The following is a 17,542-nucleotide window of genomic DNA, read 5'->3' as shown; positions in this document are numbered from 1 at the left end:
TTCTTGTTGACGATAAGGAAGACCTAGCTTATCTCAGATTGGCTTTGACTTCCTGACGGAGATTTTCTAGACTGCTAATGCCGTATTTATCCATGACTTTTGGTAAATTTTCAATAATATCAGGACAGGCATATGGATTGGTAAAATTGGCTGTTCCAACTCCGATAGCAGAGGCACCAGCCAGATACATTTCTAGCGCTGCTTCAGCAGAATCCACTCCTCCCATTCCAATGATGGGAAGGTCGGTTGTTTGGGCGACTTGGCGGATGAGTTTGAGGGCTACTGGAAAGACTGCTGGTCCAGACATTCCACCTGTTCCATTGGCTAGGATTGGTTTTCTGGTTTTAAGGTCAAAGCGCATACCGACAAGGGTATTGATCATGGTTAGGCCACTTGCCCCTGCATCTTCTGCGGCTTTGGCGATGGTGACAACATCCGTTACACTAGGGGTTAATTTAACATAAACTGGCACATCAGAGGCTTCCACAGCTGCCTTTACCACTTCATAAGCCAAGTCAGGATCTTGCCCAATCAAAAGTCCATGATTGCCGTGATCCACATTCGGACAAGAGATATTGAGCTCGATAGCTTTTACATTTGTAGCCTTGGAAATCCCCTGAGAAACGGCAGCGTACTCTTGTTTTGAAAAGCCTGCTACATTGGCGATGATGGGAAGCGAAGGATATTCTCTTTCCAGCCAAGGCAACTTTTCAGCTAAAACAGCTTCTAAACCTGGATTTTGTAAACCGATTGCATTGAGCATACCTGCAGGCGTTTCTGCCACCCTGGGAGTAGGATTCCCAAAACGGGGTTCAAGTGTCGTCGCCTTGATCATAATGGAGCCTAAAAGGTCTAAATCATAGTATTTGGCATACTCTTGGCCGAAACCAAAACAGCCTGATGCTGGAATGATGGGATTTTTCAAATCCAAGCCCGGTAGAGAAACTTGTAAACGTTTGTTAGTCATGACTTTCTCCTTATAATACAACTGTTCCTGTGCGAAAAACAGGGCCATCTTCACAGACGCGTTGGCTGACGGTCTCACTATCTGGCACTTTTAGAACGCAGGCATAGCAAGCTCCCATCCCACAAGCCATACGAGATTCTAGAGATAGATAGGCTCTTGGATGATCATAAAAGGTTTGATTGATATACTTCATCATTCCCGGAGCACCACATGAGTAAACCGCATCAAATTGACTGTCTAAATCATTGATAACAACAGAAACATTTCCCTTGATGCCATAAGAACCATCATCTGTCGTTACAAAGACCTGACCATATCGGGCCAATTCGGTTTCGAGAATAACAGCATCCTTAGTCGCAAAACCGAGGACTGTCACTACTGTCACCCCACGCGCATGCAATTCCTTGGCTACTTCTAGCAAGGGTGGAACACCAATCCCACCACCAACGAGGAGGACTTGACTCTGGTCGTCTAGGTCAGACAAGTCAAAACCATTTCCCTGAGGTCCCATCACATCAAGAGTATCTCCCTGACTTAAGGTTGAAAAAATAGCTGTCCCAGCCCCCTCAATCCGATAAATAAGGTGACACTGCTTGTTTGCTTTGTCAATAGACGAAATTGAAATAGGGCGGCGCAAGAGATGGGCGTCATCAGGCACACGCAGATGAAGAAATTGGCCGGCTCGCATGGCTTCAACCATCTCCCCTTCTAGGACTAATTCAAAGATTGCTGGCGCAATTTCCTCTTGTGCGACCACCTTCATGGTTTCCAAACGAATGGCACCCAAACGCTTCTTACATGTGGGATTCATGACTTTTCCTCCTTAAATTTAAGGGGACCAGATAAAGAAAAGGCCTTGCTAATGCAAGGCCTCAGTTGGGTTAGGCTAGAACTCATGCGCACACTTAAAAAGTCTCCACAGAGAGTCCCCTTATCCCTTTTATCTGACACCTTGTGAGTCTCTCTGGACTCCCCTTAAAGGTTAAATTTGTATTAGTATACTCTTTCAAAGAAAAAAAGTCAAGTAGAAAACGAACATTCTACTTGACTTCACTGGATTATTTTTCACGAATGACTTCGACCTTGTAACCGTCAGGATCCTTGACAAAGTAATAGTTTGGTTGAGTTCCTGGAAGTCCATTAGGAGCTGTCACCTCATAGCCTTTAGCGCTATGTTCTTGATGTAGGGCCTCAAGGTCAGGTGTACTGAGGGCGATATGGGCGAAGCCATCTCCTACCACGTAAGGACCGTGATCATAGTTATAGGTCAACTCCAACTCATAGTCATCCCCCTCAAGTCCTAGATAGACAATGGTGAAAGCATGATCTGGAAAATCTCTGCGACGCAATTCTTTAAATCCAAAAGCATCTTGATAAAAAGCGATTGATTTTTCAAGGTTTTCTACTCGCAAGCAAGTGTGTAGCATTTTTGAAGCCATTTTCATTACCTCTTTCGTTTTAATAGTTCTATTATACCTTTATTCAGGAAAATTTACTAGAAACTTGAACCAGAGTCCTCTTCTCTACGCTTTCATTCTAAGCAGCACTTTTACGATTTTCCTTGCGTATATTGCGAATAAGGAAAAGCATGATCAGGACAAAAAGTCCCTCGAGGAAGTAGAACGTAAATTCGCTGTTCATGATTAGTAAGTCTTTGTAATGATAGTTATTACCGAAAACTGAATTTGGTGCAAATAGGATTCGGAACAGTCTTCTTAGGAAAATAAAGATCTGCAATCCATAAATCATAAAGACCTTCTTCACACCAATCATGAAGCCTTGTTCCTTTGTAAAATAAGATAAGGCAATTCCATTTAACAAGAGGATAACAGTTATAGCCAGTGTTTCATTTCGTAGAATAGTTGGATCAAAGATATCTAAACGGCTGTGAATATATGGCAACGTTTGAAAGAGTAGGATTCCCAAGATTGCTGGTATGAAAATTTTCTTCAGAGATGGTGGAAATCCAGGACTGAATCTTGTAAAAGACAAGCAAATCACAAGGATTGCAAAAATATGGAAGTAGGCTGTTGCAACTCCTGAAATAGTCTGGCTTTGATTTACCAAAGCAGAAAGAAAACCAGCAGAAAGAAAGATACCGATAGGAATCAGCTTCTCCAAAGAATAATCCCACTTCAGCCCCTGACTCACTTGGAAACCATCGATGAAGCTGAAAAATGTAATGAACATAAGGGCACCAATGAGACCAAATGGTAAGGATGGAATGACGAGGATTAATAACAAGATTAATAGGAACCATGGATGAGGACTGTAGTAGAATTTCCGTTTTTCTCCTCTAGCAGTCACTCCCTCCTCAATCGGTGTTTTCCTTAATTTTAGCATATAGACGTAAAAGAGTGAAAACATGCCCGCATGAACCCATGAATTATAACCAGGTCGCTCTATAATACTGAGTAGCAAACATACAATCGTAAAGAGACCAGAGAAAATCTGAAGAAACTTATTATTAAATACCTGTCTTTTTTTCCAATCCAAATAAGAGAGCTTGGCCTTTGGATGACTAAGTTCATAAGCATAAGCTGTCATCTCTTCTAGTTTCTGGTCTGTCTCCTCCGTCATCATTTGGGGAGCCATTTTAGAAGTAGGAAAAGGAGCCAAAACATATCTCAAGAGCTTGCCATCTGTAAACCGATGGTACTCCTTATAGATTTGTTGAAGCAAAATCGTTAGAATGCGTGGTCTTCCTTTAAAGTAGCTTCTCCACTTTTCCCAATCATTGATATCTTCATCGCTCTTGGTGAGCTTATCTATATAAAGATAACCTTCATTGTACCAGTAATCAAAATTTTCTTTTTTGTTAAGTGCATACTCCTCTACCACTGAAGGATAAGAATGGATACTCTTCCAGAAATGAAGTTTCTTCAGGTAAGGATTTGATTCCTCATCACTATAACGCTCCACAAATTGGAAAACAAGGGCTAACACTTTCGCATTGGTTAAAGGATAGACGTCCACCTTTTCTAACAAATCAAGTAGGAGCGTGTGATCTTTGACTGATTCAAAAAGGTATTGCCAATCACGTAACAGTTTATACTCGTCTTCATAGTGAGCATGGAGCAACTCATAGAAGGCTGCCTCAACTTCATCCGGATTATCTAGAGTGTAATGACTAAAGTCAACGTTTTCTCCCAGCTCCTCTTTTACTTCCTCTAAGTAATCAGCCAAGTCGTTCAAGAGTGGATAATCCTCTTCAAATATGACTTGTCGGTTTTTTTCCAGGATATAGGTTAAAACGGGCACACTCTTGATTATCTGACGATTCTGATTTACTTGATCTAAGACCATAAAGGCCAAATAAGGGTGCTTGAAAAACTCTATCCAGGAGCTCAATTGATTTGCTTTGTTAAAATCTTGGAGAATTTCTTGGCAAAGTTGATAAGAATAATAGAATTCTTCAGTGGCTTCATGTGCGCTTTCAAGCGAACTGCCTTCCTCTTCTGCTATAGCTCTTTTAACTTTCCAATACTTCAATTTATAGTAATAGCCCCAGTGTCGGAAGTCAGGTATATAATCTTCCAGCAAGGGAATGAGGATAGAGAATTGCTCTGGTTTATTAAAAATATAAACATCCATTTCCTCTAAAACGGATTGAACAATGTCCATATCATACTGATACTGATGAAAGAACTGACGCCATAGATGCTCTTGTTCCTCTTGGTTATAACCGTCATTTCCAACAATACTTTCAATCGCATTTCGAATCAGATAAGTTTCTTCATTATAACCACTAAAGTCAAGAGTAGACCTTGTTATTCCTTCTTGCCCTTGGTTCTCTTCGTCACCAAACGTTTCAAAGTTGAGGGTATTCTTAGCTCTTTCTTCAGAATCTCCATTTAGCTGAACTTCCTCATCATAGTCACTAAAGTCAAGGGTGGACTTTTGCTCATTCTCTTCTGCTTTAAAGGTTTCAAAGTTAAAGGAATCGCTGGTTTTATCAGTCGATTGCTGATAATCACTGAAATCAAGACCAGATCTTTCAGACTCTTCGTTCTCAGTCTTCGTTTTTTCAGTCAAGTTTTCAAAGTTGAGACTAGAGTTAGGTTTTTCATTCGCCTCTTCTTCAAGTTCAGTAGCTTCTTGAGAGTCACTCGCTTTTCTTAGACTATTTTCTGGTCTTGTATTTTTATATCTCGCATAAGTCAAGGCTTTTTGGTAAGCTTCAACAATTTCTTGGTAAATTTCTGGTTGGTCTTCTGGGTGATAGAGCCGAACCAGTTCAGCATAACGCCTTCTAATAAGCTTGACGTCAGTCGTTGGCTCTATCCCTAAAGTTTCCCATATATTCATAAGGTCTCCTCTTTTACAGTCCTCGCTCTAGGAAGTCTAGATAGTTTGAAAATGATTGATAGAGTTTTGGCAAATGATACATAGATGCTTGGCTGACCTCTTCTTCAAATCGTCTTGTTTCAGCCATTAGCTCATCTCTTCTTCTCCCCAAGAGCATACTGTACACGCGATTCGCTTTTTCAATCAAGAAGCGATAAACCTCTGTTTCTTGAGCATTGATCTTATAGCGAGTCAACTCTGCTTGCTTAGCCTTGATTTCCTTTTCTGTCAGAGTAACACTATCTTGGAGAATAACATGACTAAAGACTTCCTGTGTTGAATCAATTTTCACTTCGACATCCAAAATCCCATTTAAATCATAGGTAAATCGAACTGTGAAACCTTCATTTACTCGAGTATTCACAGGGACGGGAACTTCTAATTCTCCTAGAAACAGATTTTGTGATGCCTTCATCATCTCACCTTGATAGACCTTTATCTTGACTTGACTCTGTCCCAATTCAGCCGTATAGTACTGTTCGATGCGTGAAGCAGGCAGGGTAGAATTTCGCTCAATAATCGGCGAAAAGCGGTCACCAACTATTTCTATCCCCAGTGTAAAAGGGCAAATATCAGACAGTAATAAATCTCGTATCTCACCCTGGCGTTCTTTGATTCCTGCTAAAAGGGCACAACCTCGCGCAATCATCCGATCGGGATCATCAGATACCTGCACCATTTGATTGATACAGTAGGATAAAAAGTCCTGAACCAAGCGGAGTTTCGAAGTCCCACCAACAAGAACAAAATTATCAGAAGACACATAGCTATAGCGTGCGTCCATCAAGGCACGGTCCAAAACAGCCTTAACACGTGCTAGCAGCGGTTGACAAAGCTCATAAAAGCGCTGGTAGCTCAAGTCTAAAGAGTATTCCTGATCTTGGTCCATCACTGTCATCTTCACTTCTTCTTTATCATTCAGTTCCAGCTTTGTCTTTTCAGCCTGTACCAAAATTTTGCTATAAAATTCACGGGAAATAGTATCCTTGGTTAATTGATTGGAGACTAAAAATTCCTCAGCAATAGCCGCAGTAAAGTCTTCTCCCCCCAAGCGATTGTCCCCTGCGATTGACACGATTTCAACGATATTATCAAAAAGCTCCACAACTGAAATGTCTAGAGTTCCACCACCAAAATCGACTACAATAAAAGATTGATCTTCCTGGTTTACCATAGATCTTTTAGCAAGAGCAGCTGCGGAAGGCTCATTGATAATCCGATCAATCTGAACTCCAGCAAATTTCCCTGCTAGTTTGGTCGCATAGCGTTGAGCATCGTTGAAATAAGCTGGTACACTGACAATCACTTCCTCGACCTTTTCTCCAAGATAGGTCTCTGCATCGTCTACCAACTTTCGAATGATAAAAGAGCTTAATTCTTCAGCCTTATATGCTCGATTTCCTAGGGTCAACTCATGTTTAGTCCCCATAAAACGCTTGAATTGTGAAACCGTCTTATCTGGGTGAGTCACCAAGCGTTCCTTGGCAATTTTTCCAACTATAATCTCATCATTGTCATCTAAAGCCACAACAGATGGAGTCAAATACTCACCAAAAGCATTGGGAATCAGCTTGATTTGACCATCTTGATAAACCCCCACTAAAGAATTAGTCGTTCCTAAATCAATACCTACTATCATCTTCTTCTAACTCCAAATCTTTTTTAGATATACCTATTATACAGGAAATATCCTATTTTCTTTGAAAAAATCTGTGATTTACTCTTTAAAATCGAAAATCGTTTAAGGAAAATAAAAAAGTTTCACCCTACTCCTGCGGTAAAAACCACGAGAGTAAGAATGAAACAGTTGTCATTATTTACCAAGTTTTGCTTTAGCTGCATCTGCAAGAGCTGTGAAAGCTGCTGCATCGTTAACAGCCAAGTCAGCAAGCATTTTACGGTTAACTTCGATTTCAGCCAATTTCAAACCATGCATCAATTGTGAGTATGAAAGTCCGTTCAAACGAGCTGCCGCATTGATACGAGTGATCCACAATTTACGGAAGTCACGTTTTTTCTGACGACGGTCACGGTATGCATAGTAGTAAGAGTTCATTACTTGTTCTTTTGCAGTACGGAACAAGATGTGTTTAGCTCCATAGTAACCTTTTGCTAATTTAAGAATACGTTTACGACGTTTGCGTGATACAACGCCACCTTTAACACGTGCCATGTTTTATTTCCTCCAAATATTTCCTAGAATTGTTTACTTACTGTTAGGCTATTATTTCAAGCGAGTAAGCATTGCTTTGATACGTTTGAAATCTCCTGAATGCACCATAGATGCTTTACGAAGATGACGACGTTGTTTCTTAGTTTTTCCGTGGAAACGGTGAGAAGTGTAAGCACGGAAACGTTTAAGTCCACCAGAACCTGTACGTTTGAAACGTTTAGCTGATGCGCGGTGTGTTTTTTGTTTTGGCATGATTTTTTCTCCTTTATTTAACTTTCTGACAATTATTTTTTGTCAGTTGCTGGCGCCAACTGCATGAACATTTGGCGTCCATCCATCTTAGCTCGTTGTTCGATGATCGCAATATCTTGTGTTGCTTCAGCAAACTCGGCTAAAACTTTTGCACCAATCTCTTTATGGGTGATCATACGCCCTTTAAAGCGAATGGATACCTTAACTTTATTTCCTTTTTCAAGGAACTTGCGTGCATTGCGAAGTTTTGTGTCAAAGTCACCCTTGTCAATAGTTGGACTCAGACGAACTTCTTTCACAGTAACAACACTTTGTTTTTTACGTTGTTCTTTTTGCTTTTTCTGGTACTCAAATTTGAACTTACCGTAGTCCATAATTTTAGCAACAGGTGGTTTTGCTTGGGGTTGAATCAATACTAAGTCAACATTTGCACTATCAGCCAATGCTTGCGCTTCGCTGAGTGGCTTGATGCCTAGCTGTTCTCCCTCAAGACCGATCAAGCGAACTTCACGTACACGAATTTCATCATTGATGAATAAGTCTTGCTTTGCTATGGTTTTCACCTCTTTTTTATTATTAGAGAAAAACAATAGCGGACTCGTAATGATACAAGCCCGCACGTTATGATAGCGTTTCTTAGAAACTTTTCATCCGTAGGGCCAGGCAACTTGATGTCACAAGGCGAGAAGCTCTCACTTCTGCTTTTCTCAACTTTTATATGATACCAAGTTTTCTATTCCTTGTCAAGATAAAAAGTTATTTTTTCAAAAAAGTTTATCTATTTTATCTCACCGTTTCCATTCGCCAACTATTCCATCCTTTAAAGCGAATGGCTCCTTGCTGGTCAGTTCGGTAAACTTTGCTATTGATATTTTCAATTCGTGTCAAGGTTTCCTGATGGGGGAGTTTGGCACGATTGTTCTTGCCCACTGAAATGAGAGTAAGCTCTGGTTTGAGCTTCTCTAAAAAAGCTGGGCTAGATGAAGTCTTTGAACCATGTTGACCTGCCTTCAAGATATCCAACTCTAAGGTAGGGTATTGCTTTAAAAGTTCCTTCTCTCCCTTCTCCTTCAAGTTTCCAGTAAAGAGAAAGTGCTTATCCAAAAGTTTTCCATAAAGAACCAGAGAATCATCACGATCCCCATCTCCAATCTTCCTTGGAGATAGGACTTCTAAGTAACTGCCAAAAATCGGTAAATTCTCCCCTGCTGTCACACTGCGCACCTTAGTTTGACTTGCTTCTAGTTCCGCTACAAATTCCTTCTGTGTCAGACTTCCTTTTGATACTAAAATCTCTCCAACATGGAAAGCCTTGGTCACCTCCAGTAAATCACCAACATGTTCCTTGTCTGTATTGGTCAAAATCAGCTGGTCAATCTTATCTACTCCTCGACTTTTAAGATAAGGAATCAAGGTTCTCTGGGCATTGCTGGTCGTCGCCTTTTCTTGCCAAGCCTCGATTTTCTTATCAGATTCTGCCTTACCACCTACATCTATGAGAATGGTTTTACCAGTTACATCCCGTAGGAAAATACTCTCCCCTTGCCCAACATCTAGCATGGTAATTTCATTTTCAAGTGGATGCTTGGTCAAGAAAAAGAGCCCCACAATAAAAAGACTGACTCCTGCTAGTCTTTTGATGTTTTTCCTCATGTCATAGACCAAGGCTAATGAAACTAACAGTAGAATCAACAGCCATGCGTTGGGTTGACCAAAGACCAGGGGCCTACTTGCCAGCTGCGATAGCAAGCGAATGACGCCCTCCAACCACTCAAAGACAAAGTTAAACTGAGTGACTGGGTAAACGAAGGACAGAATGAATAAGATGGACAAAAGCGGCAAGAAGACCACATCAAACAGAAAGGAAAAGACAAAGGTCAAAAGGATAGACCAAGGCTGAAATTCTGCAAAATAAAAGGATAGAATGGGCAATATTCCCAAAGAAATGACCAAACTTTCTCTGGCAACAGCCTTGATCCCATCGCCTTCTTTGCTGGTCATGGTCAAGATAAAAGCATAAGCGCAGGACAAGACTCCTCCTGCAGTTAGGAAAAAGTTTGGCATAATGATAAAAAGGACAAGGACCGTCAAGGCAAAATTATCCAAGCCCTTAATACCATGTTGTGCTAGTAACTTTTGCAAGAGACTGCGAATAACAGATGCTGAAAATCCTGTCAGACCTGCATAGATAAGAGAAAAGGGATAAGTTAGCCACTTCAACTTTTCTTGAGTTAAGCCCAATCGCAAGAGGAGTTTCTTAAAGGCATCCATGAAAAAGCCTACCTGCATACCCGACAAGGCAAAGAGATGGATAATTCCAAGACTGGAATAGAGCTCATTCATCTCCTCAAAGTCCGTGTCCAAATGTCCTAAAAGAAGACCTGTCATATAATTGCGCATAGGATCTGGAAAGTGCATCTTGATCCAAACTACAGCCTTTCGACGTAAACTGGACAGATTTTCTCCTATATCCCAACTGCTAATCTTTCTCATTGACTGGATACTCTTGATAGTCAAAGTTTGGTAAATCCCCTGAGTTTTCAGATAGGCTTGGTAGTCAAAGCCACCAAAATTCCTCTGACCTTCAGGCTCTGAAAGTTTTCCTTCTATCTCTATCTCGTGAAGGTCTGTTAAGGCCTGAAAGAGCTCTTTCTCCTCCTCAGACTGGAGTTTATAGTAAACTTGGAAGGTGCGACCCTCAGCCTTGCCCCGAAAGGACAGACTGTCTCCATTGACTTTGATGGTATCTGGTAAAATCCGTACCCTTTCAACAGAATCCACTAGGTTTTGATTAGCTTGTGTCTGTTGCCAAGTTTGAAACAAAAACCAAAAACCAAAAACTCCACAAAACGCTAGAACTTTACCGGCCGATTTCCAAGGAAATTGGAAAAAGAGACAGACAAGCAAAAAAACAAAACCTAGCAGTGCGAGATAGGACACTCCAAAAATGGCATAGTAAAGCCAGAGCAACAGGAAACTCAGATAGATTAGGGGGATAGGGAAATTCTTAATCCACTGTAACATAGTCTTTTAGCTTTTCTATGGTCTTAGCGCCAATACCAGAAACCTTCTTTAATTCATCAACCGACTTGAACTTGCCATTTGCCTCACGATGATCGATAATATCCTGGGCTCGTTTTCCTCCCAAGCCTTTGACCTGCTTGAGTTCTTCCAGACTAGCTTTATTTAGGTTGACCTTCTTATCTTTACTTGTCGAAGCAGTCGTTCCAGAGGCAGTCTGCTGACTCACTGCTTCTTCTCCCTTAGTTGGAACATAGACAAGAGCCTCGTCACTGACTTTCTGTGCTAGATTAAGCGACTTACTATCTGCTTCCTCTGTCAATCCACCCGCCTTCTGAACGGCATCATGAACTCGACTTCCTACTGGCAAATCATAAATCCCTGGCGATTTGACAGCACCTTTGACATCCACTGTGATCAGATCTTGTTCAGGAGACTCTTCCTTTTCTTCCTTCTTGACTTCCTTTTCAGACGATGAATCCTTTGAAACGGCCGAGACTTCAGCTTGCAAGTTTGTTTCTTTCACAGGTGTCTGTGTAGATGGCTTTAGTAGGAAAAATACGCCTAAGGCCAAGCCTAAAACAGCACAGATGACAATGATTTTATACTCTTTGATTTTCTCGATAATTGCTTCCATATTTTCTCCTCTCTTAAGTTATTCGCAAGAGAAAGAAAAAACAGTTGAAAATTTCTTTTCAACTGCTTATTTATTTGCAAAATAGTCTTCCTTAGTCAAGACATAATGAACCCTTGTGATCATTCGACCTGGTTCTTTATTATCCATTCTGGCATAGGGTTCTTCGTGGGAAAAACGCATACCTGATTTCTCCATGACCTTTCCTGATGCGGGATTGTCTTTATCGTGAAGAGCGGTCAACTTGTTCATTCCAATCTGCTCAAAAGCCAGTTCAATCACGGCACGATTGGCTTCTGTCGTCAATCCTTGATTCCAATATTTTTTATTGATAATGTAGCCAATGGCTGCCTTCTTAAGAACAGTATCGATCTTGTGCAAGTCAATGGTACCAATAAACTGACCATTGCTTTTTAGTTCGATTCCCCACCGTCCCAAGGGACTAGCCAAGTAAAACTGAGCTATGTTGTTCTTGGTTTCTTCTAAGCTTTGATTTGTTGGAAAAGTGTAGCGTGTATTTTCTCTGTCTGAGGCATACTCAAACATAGCTTCTGCATCGTCCAAAGTTACAGGTCGGAGCAATAAACGCTCCGTTTCTATAGATGGATACTGGGCAAATTTCACAAATATTGATTCCATACTTTTTCCTCCATTAGAGCTTGATTCTCACTAGTCTAGCATAAATAAATTTGGATGACAAGTTTTTCTTGATTTTTGAAGCGGTTTCATATACAATAAAACCATCACATTTTTGATTTATGGAATGGAATGTGACAACCAAAACAATCCGACAATTGAAAGGTAGGTTATCTCTATGTTAATCGGAATCCCAAAAGAAATTAAAAATAACGAAAACCGTGTCGCCCTCACACCTGCTGGTGTCCATAGCTTAGTTTCTCGTGGACATCGAGTCCTCATCGAAACAAATGCTGGTCTCGGTTCAGGATTTACTGATGCTGACTATCAAAAGCAAGGAGCTGAGATTGTCGCTACTGCTGCTGAAGCATGGGCTGCCGAGTTGGTCGTGAAAGTAAAAGAACCACTAGCTTCTGAATATGGTTATTTGCGCGACGATCTTCTTCTCTTCACCTACTTGCACATGGCCGCTGCGCCAGAATTAGCAGAAGCTATGTTAGCAGCCAAAACAACAGGAATTGCCTATGAAACTGTTCGTGACAATCAAGGACAACTACCGCTCCTCGTTCCTATGAGTGAGGTTGCAGGTCGTATGGCTGTTCAAATCGGAGCTCACTTCCTTACTAAGCAAGCTGGTGGTTCTGGTGTCCTACTAGGTGGTGTACCAGGTGTTCCAAAAGGAAAAGTAACCATCATCGGTGGTGGTGTCGTCGGTACACATGCTGCCCGCATTGCCCTTGGTCTTGGTGCTCAAGTGACTATTTTAGATATCAGCGCTAAGCGTCTCTCAGTTCTAGAAGAAGTCTTTGGAAACCAAATCCAAACTCTTATGTCTAATTCATTCAACATCGAAGCAAGTGTGAGAGATGCTGATGTGGTGATTGGTGCAGTTCTCATCCCTGGGGCCAAAGCACCGAAATTGGTGACAGATGAGATGGTCAAACAAATGCGTCCTGGCTCTGTCATCGTTGACGTTGCCGTTGATCAAGGTGGCGTTATCGAGACAGCTGACCGTGTGACAACACACGATGAACCTGTCTATGAAAAATACGGTGTTCTCCACTATGCCGTTGCCAATATCCCTGGTGCGGTTGCCCGTACTTCTACTATCGCCCTAACCAATGTCACTCTTCCTTATATCGAAGCTCTGGCTGGCAAAGGATTCGCACAAGCAATTGCTGAAGATGAAGGCTTGCGTCAAGGTGTGACCACTTATCAAGGTTACTTGACCAGCCTCCCAGTTGCTCAAGGTCTCGATAAAGATCACACGTCAATCGACGAACTTGTTTAAAGCTATACACTCATTAAAAAAGAGCAGTTCAAATCTGAACTGCTCTTTTGCTATTCTGTTTCTTGGTTATTTTCTTCAACCTTAACTGGAGCTGGTTCATAAGCTCGAATAATCTGAGCGACAACCGGATGGCGAACCACATCCTTGGCTGAAAAATGAACAAAGTCAATTTGGTGAATATTCTTGAGCTTTTCTTGAGCATCAATCAAACCGGACTTAACATTGCGTGGCAGGTCAATCTGACTGATATCTCCATTGACAATCATCTTCGAATTAAAGCCTAAACGAGTCAGGAACATCTTCATCTGCATGATGGTCGTATTTTGTGCCTCATCTAAAATGACAAAAGCATCATCCAAGGTCCGACCACGCATATAGGCAAGGGGCGCGATTTCGATAATTTCACGCTCCATGAGACGGGTCGTTTGGTCTTTCCCGAGAATCTGGTACAAAGCATCGTAAACAGGTCGAAGATAAGGATCCACCTTCTCCTTGAGATCACCCGGAAGAAATCCTAGACTCTCACCTGCTTCCACTGCTGGACGAGTAAGGATAATCCGCTTGACTTGCCCACGTTTAAGGGCTGTCACTGCCAAGGTCACTGCAAGAAAGGTCTTCCCTGTCCCTGCTGGTCCGATTCCAAAGGTCACATCATGCTGTTTGACACTGTCCACATAAAGCTTTTGACCTAAGGTTTTGACACGGATCGGCTTCCCTGTATTGTCCTTGATAATTTCTTCTTCGTAAAGGGCGACAAACTTGTCGATTTCATCGTTTTTGACCATGCTAATCGCAGTCACCACATCTGGCGTGCCAACGGTCATTCCTCGATTTACCAAGACCATCAAAGCCTGGATAACCTGACGGGCTTCCTCACAGGCAGTCTCTTCTCCCAAAACCTGCACAATCTCCGTACGAGCATGAATCACCACATCGAGCTCTTCTTCCATCAAACGAAGATGGCGCTCATTGGAACCAAAAAGATGGAACAAGTCATCTGGATGACTCAGTTGAATGTCTATTGAATGTTCCTTCAAATAAAGAACCTCTCTAATCCGTTTATTTCTTTTTATTATAGCAAAGAGAACAATAAAATACTAGCCTCATCTCATTGTCTCTAGTGTTCTAAGTATTCTTGCCAGATGGCGTCAAAGTCTCCTAGGTTAAAAGAGAAGCTGGCATGCTCCTCCAAAAAGCGACTCACCTCATCAAAATCATCTGTATGTTTTGGAAAAGCTGACTCTTCAAAAGCGAGGTCTGCCAAGATGGCTTTAGGGCTATTACTTTTAGGATTGCGCTCGGTCATGAGCCAAGTGTAAAATGATTTTCTCAATTCTTTCTCCTATCAAGAGTTTTTTGATGACACTTTTCTGATTCTTGAAAATTACTGGACTTAGCCTCTGAAACGTAGTGGTTTATAAAATCTGTTTTCGCATCTGTATAGCCGTCTCGATTGTGTTCAAATTTTTTCCACAAACTTAGTTTTAATTCCTGATACGCTTGGGCAATATCTGGATGCTGGCAGAGATAATCTCTAAAATAAATCTCGTCATGATCTCCCGTCATTCGCAAATGTAAATGAAAAACTTTCTCAGCAAATCCCTGCTCTGTATATCCTTTATTTAGCGAAATCCTGTTAGGACTCTCCGACATCACTAGCCACCCATTCTTCACCAATAAATCCCTGACTCTTGCTAAATCCTCTATTCTACCTACTTCTAACAGAATATCAACGATATTTTTGGCCCAAATATTAGGGATAGCAGTGCTACCGATATGTTCTATTCTTTTAATAACATTTGCACCCAATATTTTTTTCAGATTTGCTTTTTCCGATTCATACCAGTCTTTCCACTCTGGCTTGTGCTCTACTAAAAAAATCGGAAAAAGTTGCCAGAGTTCCTCTAAACTCATTTCTTCAAGTTTCTTTATCATGTCTATAAGGCCTAAATCAACTCTGTCCCAAACTGATCTTGCTTGATTTTGCCAGCCTTCATCAAACCACCGAGTGCTTTCTTGAACTGACCTTTAGAAATGCCAAAGGTTGCTTTGATGTCCTCAGGGGATGACTTATCATTCAAGGTCATAAATCCGCCATTGCTTTCCAAGTAAGTCAAAATCATCTGGGCATCATTTTCCAACATCTCAAAAGAACGTGGTTTGAGAGAAAGATTAAGAGTGCGATCAACCTCGCGGAAACCAATGACACGCGCATCTAACACTTGCCCCAAACGTGGCTCTGCGTAGCGCTCACTTGGGTGAATGAAACCAAGCATGTTATTCTCTGGTAGGTAAACAAAGGTTCCTGACAGCTTGAGACGGTAAACAATGGCTGGCCAGTTTTGATTCTGCATGTTGTTGTAAGCAGGACGAGCCAGACATTGGAAGTCTTCCTGATACGCCAAGAGTCCCCAGATTCGGTCTTTCTTGTCCACTTCAAGGCGGATATAGAGTCGGTCACCCTTCTTAGGCCAGAGTTCTTTAAGCTCTGGAAGAATATCGAGTGACACAACGATTTCCTTATCGGGCAGACCTGTATCCACAAAGACACCCAAGTCTTTACGAACTTCCGTTACGGTTCCCCAACCAAATTGGTCCTGAGTTGCAGTCACTTCTAATGTTGTCAGGCGGAGTTTTTGCTTCATATCCGTGTAGGCAAAACCTTTGACCGTATCCCCTACTGTATGTTGGCCTTCTTCCTTGGCAAGGGCGTAAGTCTGACCATCCTTTTGCACAAAGTAAAAACGGTCATTTTCATCGATGATGAGTCCAACGATAAAACTTGCAAGATTTGTGTTCATATTTCCTTCTTTCGAATAAAACTCAGCCAGCAATGCCAACTGAGTTTTTCTGTTTATTTCTAGACTTCCAAGATTTCTTTTTCTTTATTGGCAGTCATGTCGTCGATGTGTTTCACAGCGTCGTCTGTTACTTTTTGAATATCTTTTTCAAGAGTCTTCAATTCGTCTTCAGTTATTTCTTTTGCTTTTTCTTGCTTTTTAGCTTCGTCCATAGCGTCGCGGCGGATGTTACGGACAGCCACTTTAGCATTTTCACCGACCTTCTTCACTTCTTTAGCAAGGTCACGACGAGTTTCTTCTGTAAGAGCTGGGATAACCAAGCGGATCACAGAGCCGTCATTAGCTGGTGTAATACCAAGATCAGAAGCGTTCAAGGCACGTTCGATGTCTTTCAATGAAGACTTGTCAAATGGTGTTACCAACAAAACACGCGCTTCTGGAATAGTAATTGAAGCGATTTGGTTAAGAGGAGTTTCAACTCCATAGTATTCTACGTGGATACGGTCTAGCAAGCTTGCGTTGGCACGACCGGCACGGATACCTCCAAATTCACGAGCAAGTGATTGGTGAGACTGGGTCATTCTCTCTTTTGCTTTTTCTACAATTGCATTAGCCATAATTTTCTTATTCCTTTTCTTCGATATTGTTTGAAACTGTTGTTCCGATATTTTCACCAAATACGACACGTTTGATGTTGCCTGGTTGGTTCATGTTAAAGATAACCAAGTCAATGTCGTTGTCCATAGAGAGAGTTGAAGCTGTTGAGTCCATGATACGAAGACCTTTATTGATAACGTCACGGTGGGTCAATTCTTCAAACTTAACGGCAGTTTTGTCTTTCTTAGGATCGGCATTGTAAACACCGTCTACGCCATTTTTAGCCATAAGGATGGCATCCGCTTCGATTTCAGCTGCACGAAGGGCTGCTGTTGTATCTGTTGAGAAGTAAGGTGAACCAATACCAGCACCAAAGATAACAATACGGCCTTTTTCAAGGTGGCGAAGAGCACGTCCACGTACATAAGGTTCTGCCACTTGTTGCATGGCAATGGCTGTTTGTACACGCGTATCGACACCAACTTGTTGCAATGAATCTGCCATCACAAGAGCATTCATCACGGTCCCAAGCATTCCAGTGTAATCAGCCTGAACGCGGTCCATTCCTGCTTCTGCAGCAGGTTCTCCGCGCCAGAGATTTCCTCCACCAATAACAAGGGCAATTTCGATACCTAAGCTATGAACTTCTTGAATCTCTTTTGCGATTGTTTGAACTGTTTGGATATCAATCCCTACGCCACGTTCACCGGCAAGGGCTTCACCTGATAACTTGATTAAAATACGTTTATACTTGGGGTTCGCCATTTTTACTCTCCTTTTTTTATCCTACCTATTTTATCACAATTTCTAAGATTTTTATAGT

Annotated in this window: 18 protein-coding genes and 1 other annotated feature; of the genes, 1 reads left to right on the top strand and 17 read right to left on the bottom strand. The window is 41.6% G+C overall.

Annotated elements, in window-relative coordinates:
• Positions 1-28 precede the first annotated feature (28 nt).
• The 11 genes from GMD6S_RS00220 to GMD6S_RS00170 form a co-directional block, all read right to left on the bottom strand.
• A complete protein-coding gene (locus GMD6S_RS00220) occupies positions 29-1,015 on the bottom strand; it encodes a dihydroorotate dehydrogenase (RefSeq protein ID WP_161800715.1) in 987 nt (328 codons plus the stop codon).
• Positions 978-1,778, bottom strand: coding sequence for a dihydroorotate dehydrogenase electron transfer subunit (locus GMD6S_RS00215; protein WP_001070074.1), 801 nt, complete (start codon positions 1,776-1,778; stop codon positions 978-980). The genes GMD6S_RS00220 and GMD6S_RS00215 overlap by 38 nt, the downstream gene beginning before the upstream one ends.
• A gap of 247 nt (positions 1,779-2,025) precedes the next feature.
• Positions 2,026-2,406, bottom strand: a complete 381-nt coding sequence (gene gloA / locus GMD6S_RS00210) for a lactoylglutathione lyase (protein ID WP_000157150.1) — start codon at positions 2,404-2,406, stop codon at positions 2,026-2,028.
• Positions 2,407-2,503: 97 nt separating this feature from the next.
• A complete protein-coding gene (locus tag GMD6S_RS00205; RefSeq protein ID WP_001028664.1) occupies positions 2,504-5,275 on the bottom strand; it encodes a J domain-containing protein in 2,772 nt (923 codons plus the stop codon).
• Positions 5,276-5,288: 13 nt separating this feature from the next.
• Positions 5,289-6,953, bottom strand: coding sequence for a molecular chaperone HscC (locus GMD6S_RS00200; protein WP_000635022.1), 1,665 nt, complete (start codon positions 6,951-6,953; stop codon positions 5,289-5,291).
• A gap of 174 nt (positions 6,954-7,127) precedes the next feature.
• Entirely contained in the window at positions 7,128-7,487 is a 360-nt protein-coding gene (rplT, locus tag GMD6S_RS00195; protein WP_000124830.1) for a 50S ribosomal protein L20, read from the bottom strand.
• Positions 7,488-7,538: 51 nt separating this feature from the next.
• Complete coding sequence (gene rpmI, locus GMD6S_RS00190) at positions 7,539-7,739, bottom strand: 50S ribosomal protein L35 (protein WP_001125942.1); 201 nt, start codon at positions 7,737-7,739, stop codon at positions 7,539-7,541.
• A 32-nt stretch (positions 7,740-7,771) separates the two neighbouring features.
• Complete coding sequence (gene infC, locus GMD6S_RS00185; protein ID WP_000848184.1) at positions 7,772-8,302, bottom strand: translation initiation factor IF-3; 531 nt, start codon at positions 8,300-8,302, stop codon at positions 7,772-7,774.
• Between the two features lie 15 nt (positions 8,303-8,317).
• Positions 8,318-8,449, bottom strand: a sequence feature (ribosomal protein L20 leader region).
• A gap of 73 nt (positions 8,450-8,522) precedes the next feature.
• On the bottom strand, positions 8,523-10,763 hold the full coding sequence (locus GMD6S_RS00180; protein ID WP_000942377.1) for a DNA internalization-related competence protein ComEC/Rec2: 2,241 nt from the start codon (positions 10,761-10,763) through the stop codon (positions 8,523-8,525).
• Complete coding sequence (locus GMD6S_RS00175; protein WP_000387320.1) at positions 10,747-11,397, bottom strand: helix-hairpin-helix domain-containing protein; 651 nt, start codon at positions 11,395-11,397, stop codon at positions 10,747-10,749. Before GMD6S_RS00175 ends, GMD6S_RS00180 begins: the two co-directional genes overlap by 17 nt.
• Positions 11,398-11,463: 66 nt before the next feature.
• Positions 11,464-12,033: a GNAT family N-acetyltransferase gene (locus GMD6S_RS00170; RefSeq protein ID WP_000443755.1), complete on the bottom strand. Its 570-nt coding sequence runs from the start codon at positions 12,031-12,033 to the stop codon at positions 11,464-11,466.
• A 175-nt stretch (positions 12,034-12,208) separates the two neighbouring features.
• Between GMD6S_RS00170 and ald the strand changes: the two genes are divergently transcribed.
• Entirely contained in the window at positions 12,209-13,321 is a 1,113-nt protein-coding gene (gene ald, locus GMD6S_RS00165) for an alanine dehydrogenase (RefSeq protein ID WP_000904699.1), read from the top strand.
• Between the two features lie 50 nt (positions 13,322-13,371).
• On the opposite strand, the gene GMD6S_RS00160 is transcribed toward ald, so the two are convergent.
• From GMD6S_RS00160 to pyrH, 6 genes are all read right to left on the bottom strand, one after another.
• Entirely contained in the window at positions 13,372-14,358 is a 987-nt protein-coding gene (locus GMD6S_RS00160) for a PhoH family protein (protein ID WP_000658202.1), read from the bottom strand.
• A gap of 80 nt (positions 14,359-14,438) precedes the next feature.
• Positions 14,439-14,654: a YozE family protein gene (locus GMD6S_RS00155; protein ID WP_001232084.1), complete on the bottom strand. Its 216-nt coding sequence runs from the start codon at positions 14,652-14,654 to the stop codon at positions 14,439-14,441.
• On the bottom strand, positions 14,651-15,256 hold the full coding sequence (locus GMD6S_RS00150; protein ID WP_025172603.1) for a GrpB family protein: 606 nt from the start codon (positions 15,254-15,256) through the stop codon (positions 14,651-14,653). Before GMD6S_RS00150 ends, GMD6S_RS00155 begins: the two co-directional genes overlap by 4 nt.
• A gap of 11 nt (positions 15,257-15,267) precedes the next feature.
• Complete coding sequence (gene cvfB, locus GMD6S_RS00145) at positions 15,268-16,122, bottom strand: RNA-binding virulence regulatory protein CvfB (RefSeq protein ID WP_001095461.1); 855 nt, start codon at positions 16,120-16,122, stop codon at positions 15,268-15,270.
• Between the two features lie 59 nt (positions 16,123-16,181).
• Positions 16,182-16,739, bottom strand: a complete 558-nt coding sequence (gene frr / locus GMD6S_RS00140) for a ribosome recycling factor (protein ID WP_001262235.1) — start codon at positions 16,737-16,739, stop codon at positions 16,182-16,184.
• A gap of 7 nt (positions 16,740-16,746) precedes the next feature.
• Positions 16,747-17,484: a UMP kinase gene (pyrH, locus tag GMD6S_RS00135; protein ID WP_000002994.1), complete on the bottom strand. Its 738-nt coding sequence runs from the start codon at positions 17,482-17,484 to the stop codon at positions 16,747-16,749.
• Positions 17,485-17,542: the final 58 nt, after the last annotated feature.

The sequence above is a fragment of the Streptococcus sp. GMD6S genome (assembly GCF_000297015.1).
This window is presented reverse-complemented; position numbering and strand designations above follow the sequence as displayed.

Excerpts from the sequence above, each read along its gene's own strand:
- GMD6S_RS00220 (WP_161800715.1), bottom strand. The coding sequence starts at position 1,015 with ATGGCCCTGTTTTTCGCACAGGAACAGTTGTATTATAAGGAGAAAGTC.
- GMD6S_RS00215 (WP_001070074.1), bottom strand. The coding sequence starts at position 1,778 with ATGAATCCCACATGTAAGAAGCGTTTGGGTGCCATTCGTTTGGAAACC.
- gloA (WP_000157150.1), bottom strand. The coding sequence starts at position 2,406 with ATGGCTTCAAAAATGCTACACACTTGCTTGCGAGTAGAAAACCTTGAA.
- GMD6S_RS00205 (WP_001028664.1), bottom strand. The coding sequence starts at position 5,275 with ATGAATATATGGGAAACTTTAGGGATAGAGCCAACGACTGACGTCAAG.
- GMD6S_RS00200 (WP_000635022.1), bottom strand. The coding sequence starts at position 6,953 with ATGATAGTAGGTATTGATTTAGGAACGACTAATTCTTTAGTGGGGGTT.
- rplT (WP_000124830.1), bottom strand. The coding sequence starts at position 7,487 with ATGGCACGTGTTAAAGGTGGCGTTGTATCACGCAAACGTCGTAAACGT.
- rpmI (WP_001125942.1), bottom strand. The coding sequence starts at position 7,739 with ATGCCAAAACAAAAAACACACCGCGCATCAGCTAAACGTTTCAAACGT.
- GMD6S_RS00180 (WP_000942377.1), bottom strand. The coding sequence starts at position 10,763 with ATGTTACAGTGGATTAAGAATTTCCCTATCCCCCTAATCTATCTGAGT.
- GMD6S_RS00175 (WP_000387320.1), bottom strand. The coding sequence starts at position 11,397 with ATGGAAGCAATTATCGAGAAAATCAAAGAGTATAAAATCATTGTCATC.
- GMD6S_RS00170 (WP_000443755.1), bottom strand. The coding sequence starts at position 12,033 with ATGGAATCAATATTTGTGAAATTTGCCCAGTATCCATCTATAGAAACG.
- ald (WP_000904699.1), top strand. The coding sequence starts at position 12,209 with ATGTTAATCGGAATCCCAAAAGAAATTAAAAATAACGAAAACCGTGTC.
- GMD6S_RS00150 (WP_025172603.1), bottom strand. The coding sequence starts at position 15,256 with ATGATAAAGAAACTTGAAGAAATGAGTTTAGAGGAACTCTGGCAACTT.
- cvfB (WP_001095461.1), bottom strand. The coding sequence starts at position 16,122 with ATGAACACAAATCTTGCAAGTTTTATCGTTGGACTCATCATCGATGAA.
- frr (WP_001262235.1), bottom strand. The coding sequence starts at position 16,739 with ATGGCTAATGCAATTGTAGAAAAAGCAAAAGAGAGAATGACCCAGTCT.
- pyrH (WP_000002994.1), bottom strand. The coding sequence starts at position 17,484 with ATGGCGAACCCCAAGTATAAACGTATTTTAATCAAGTTATCAGGTGAA.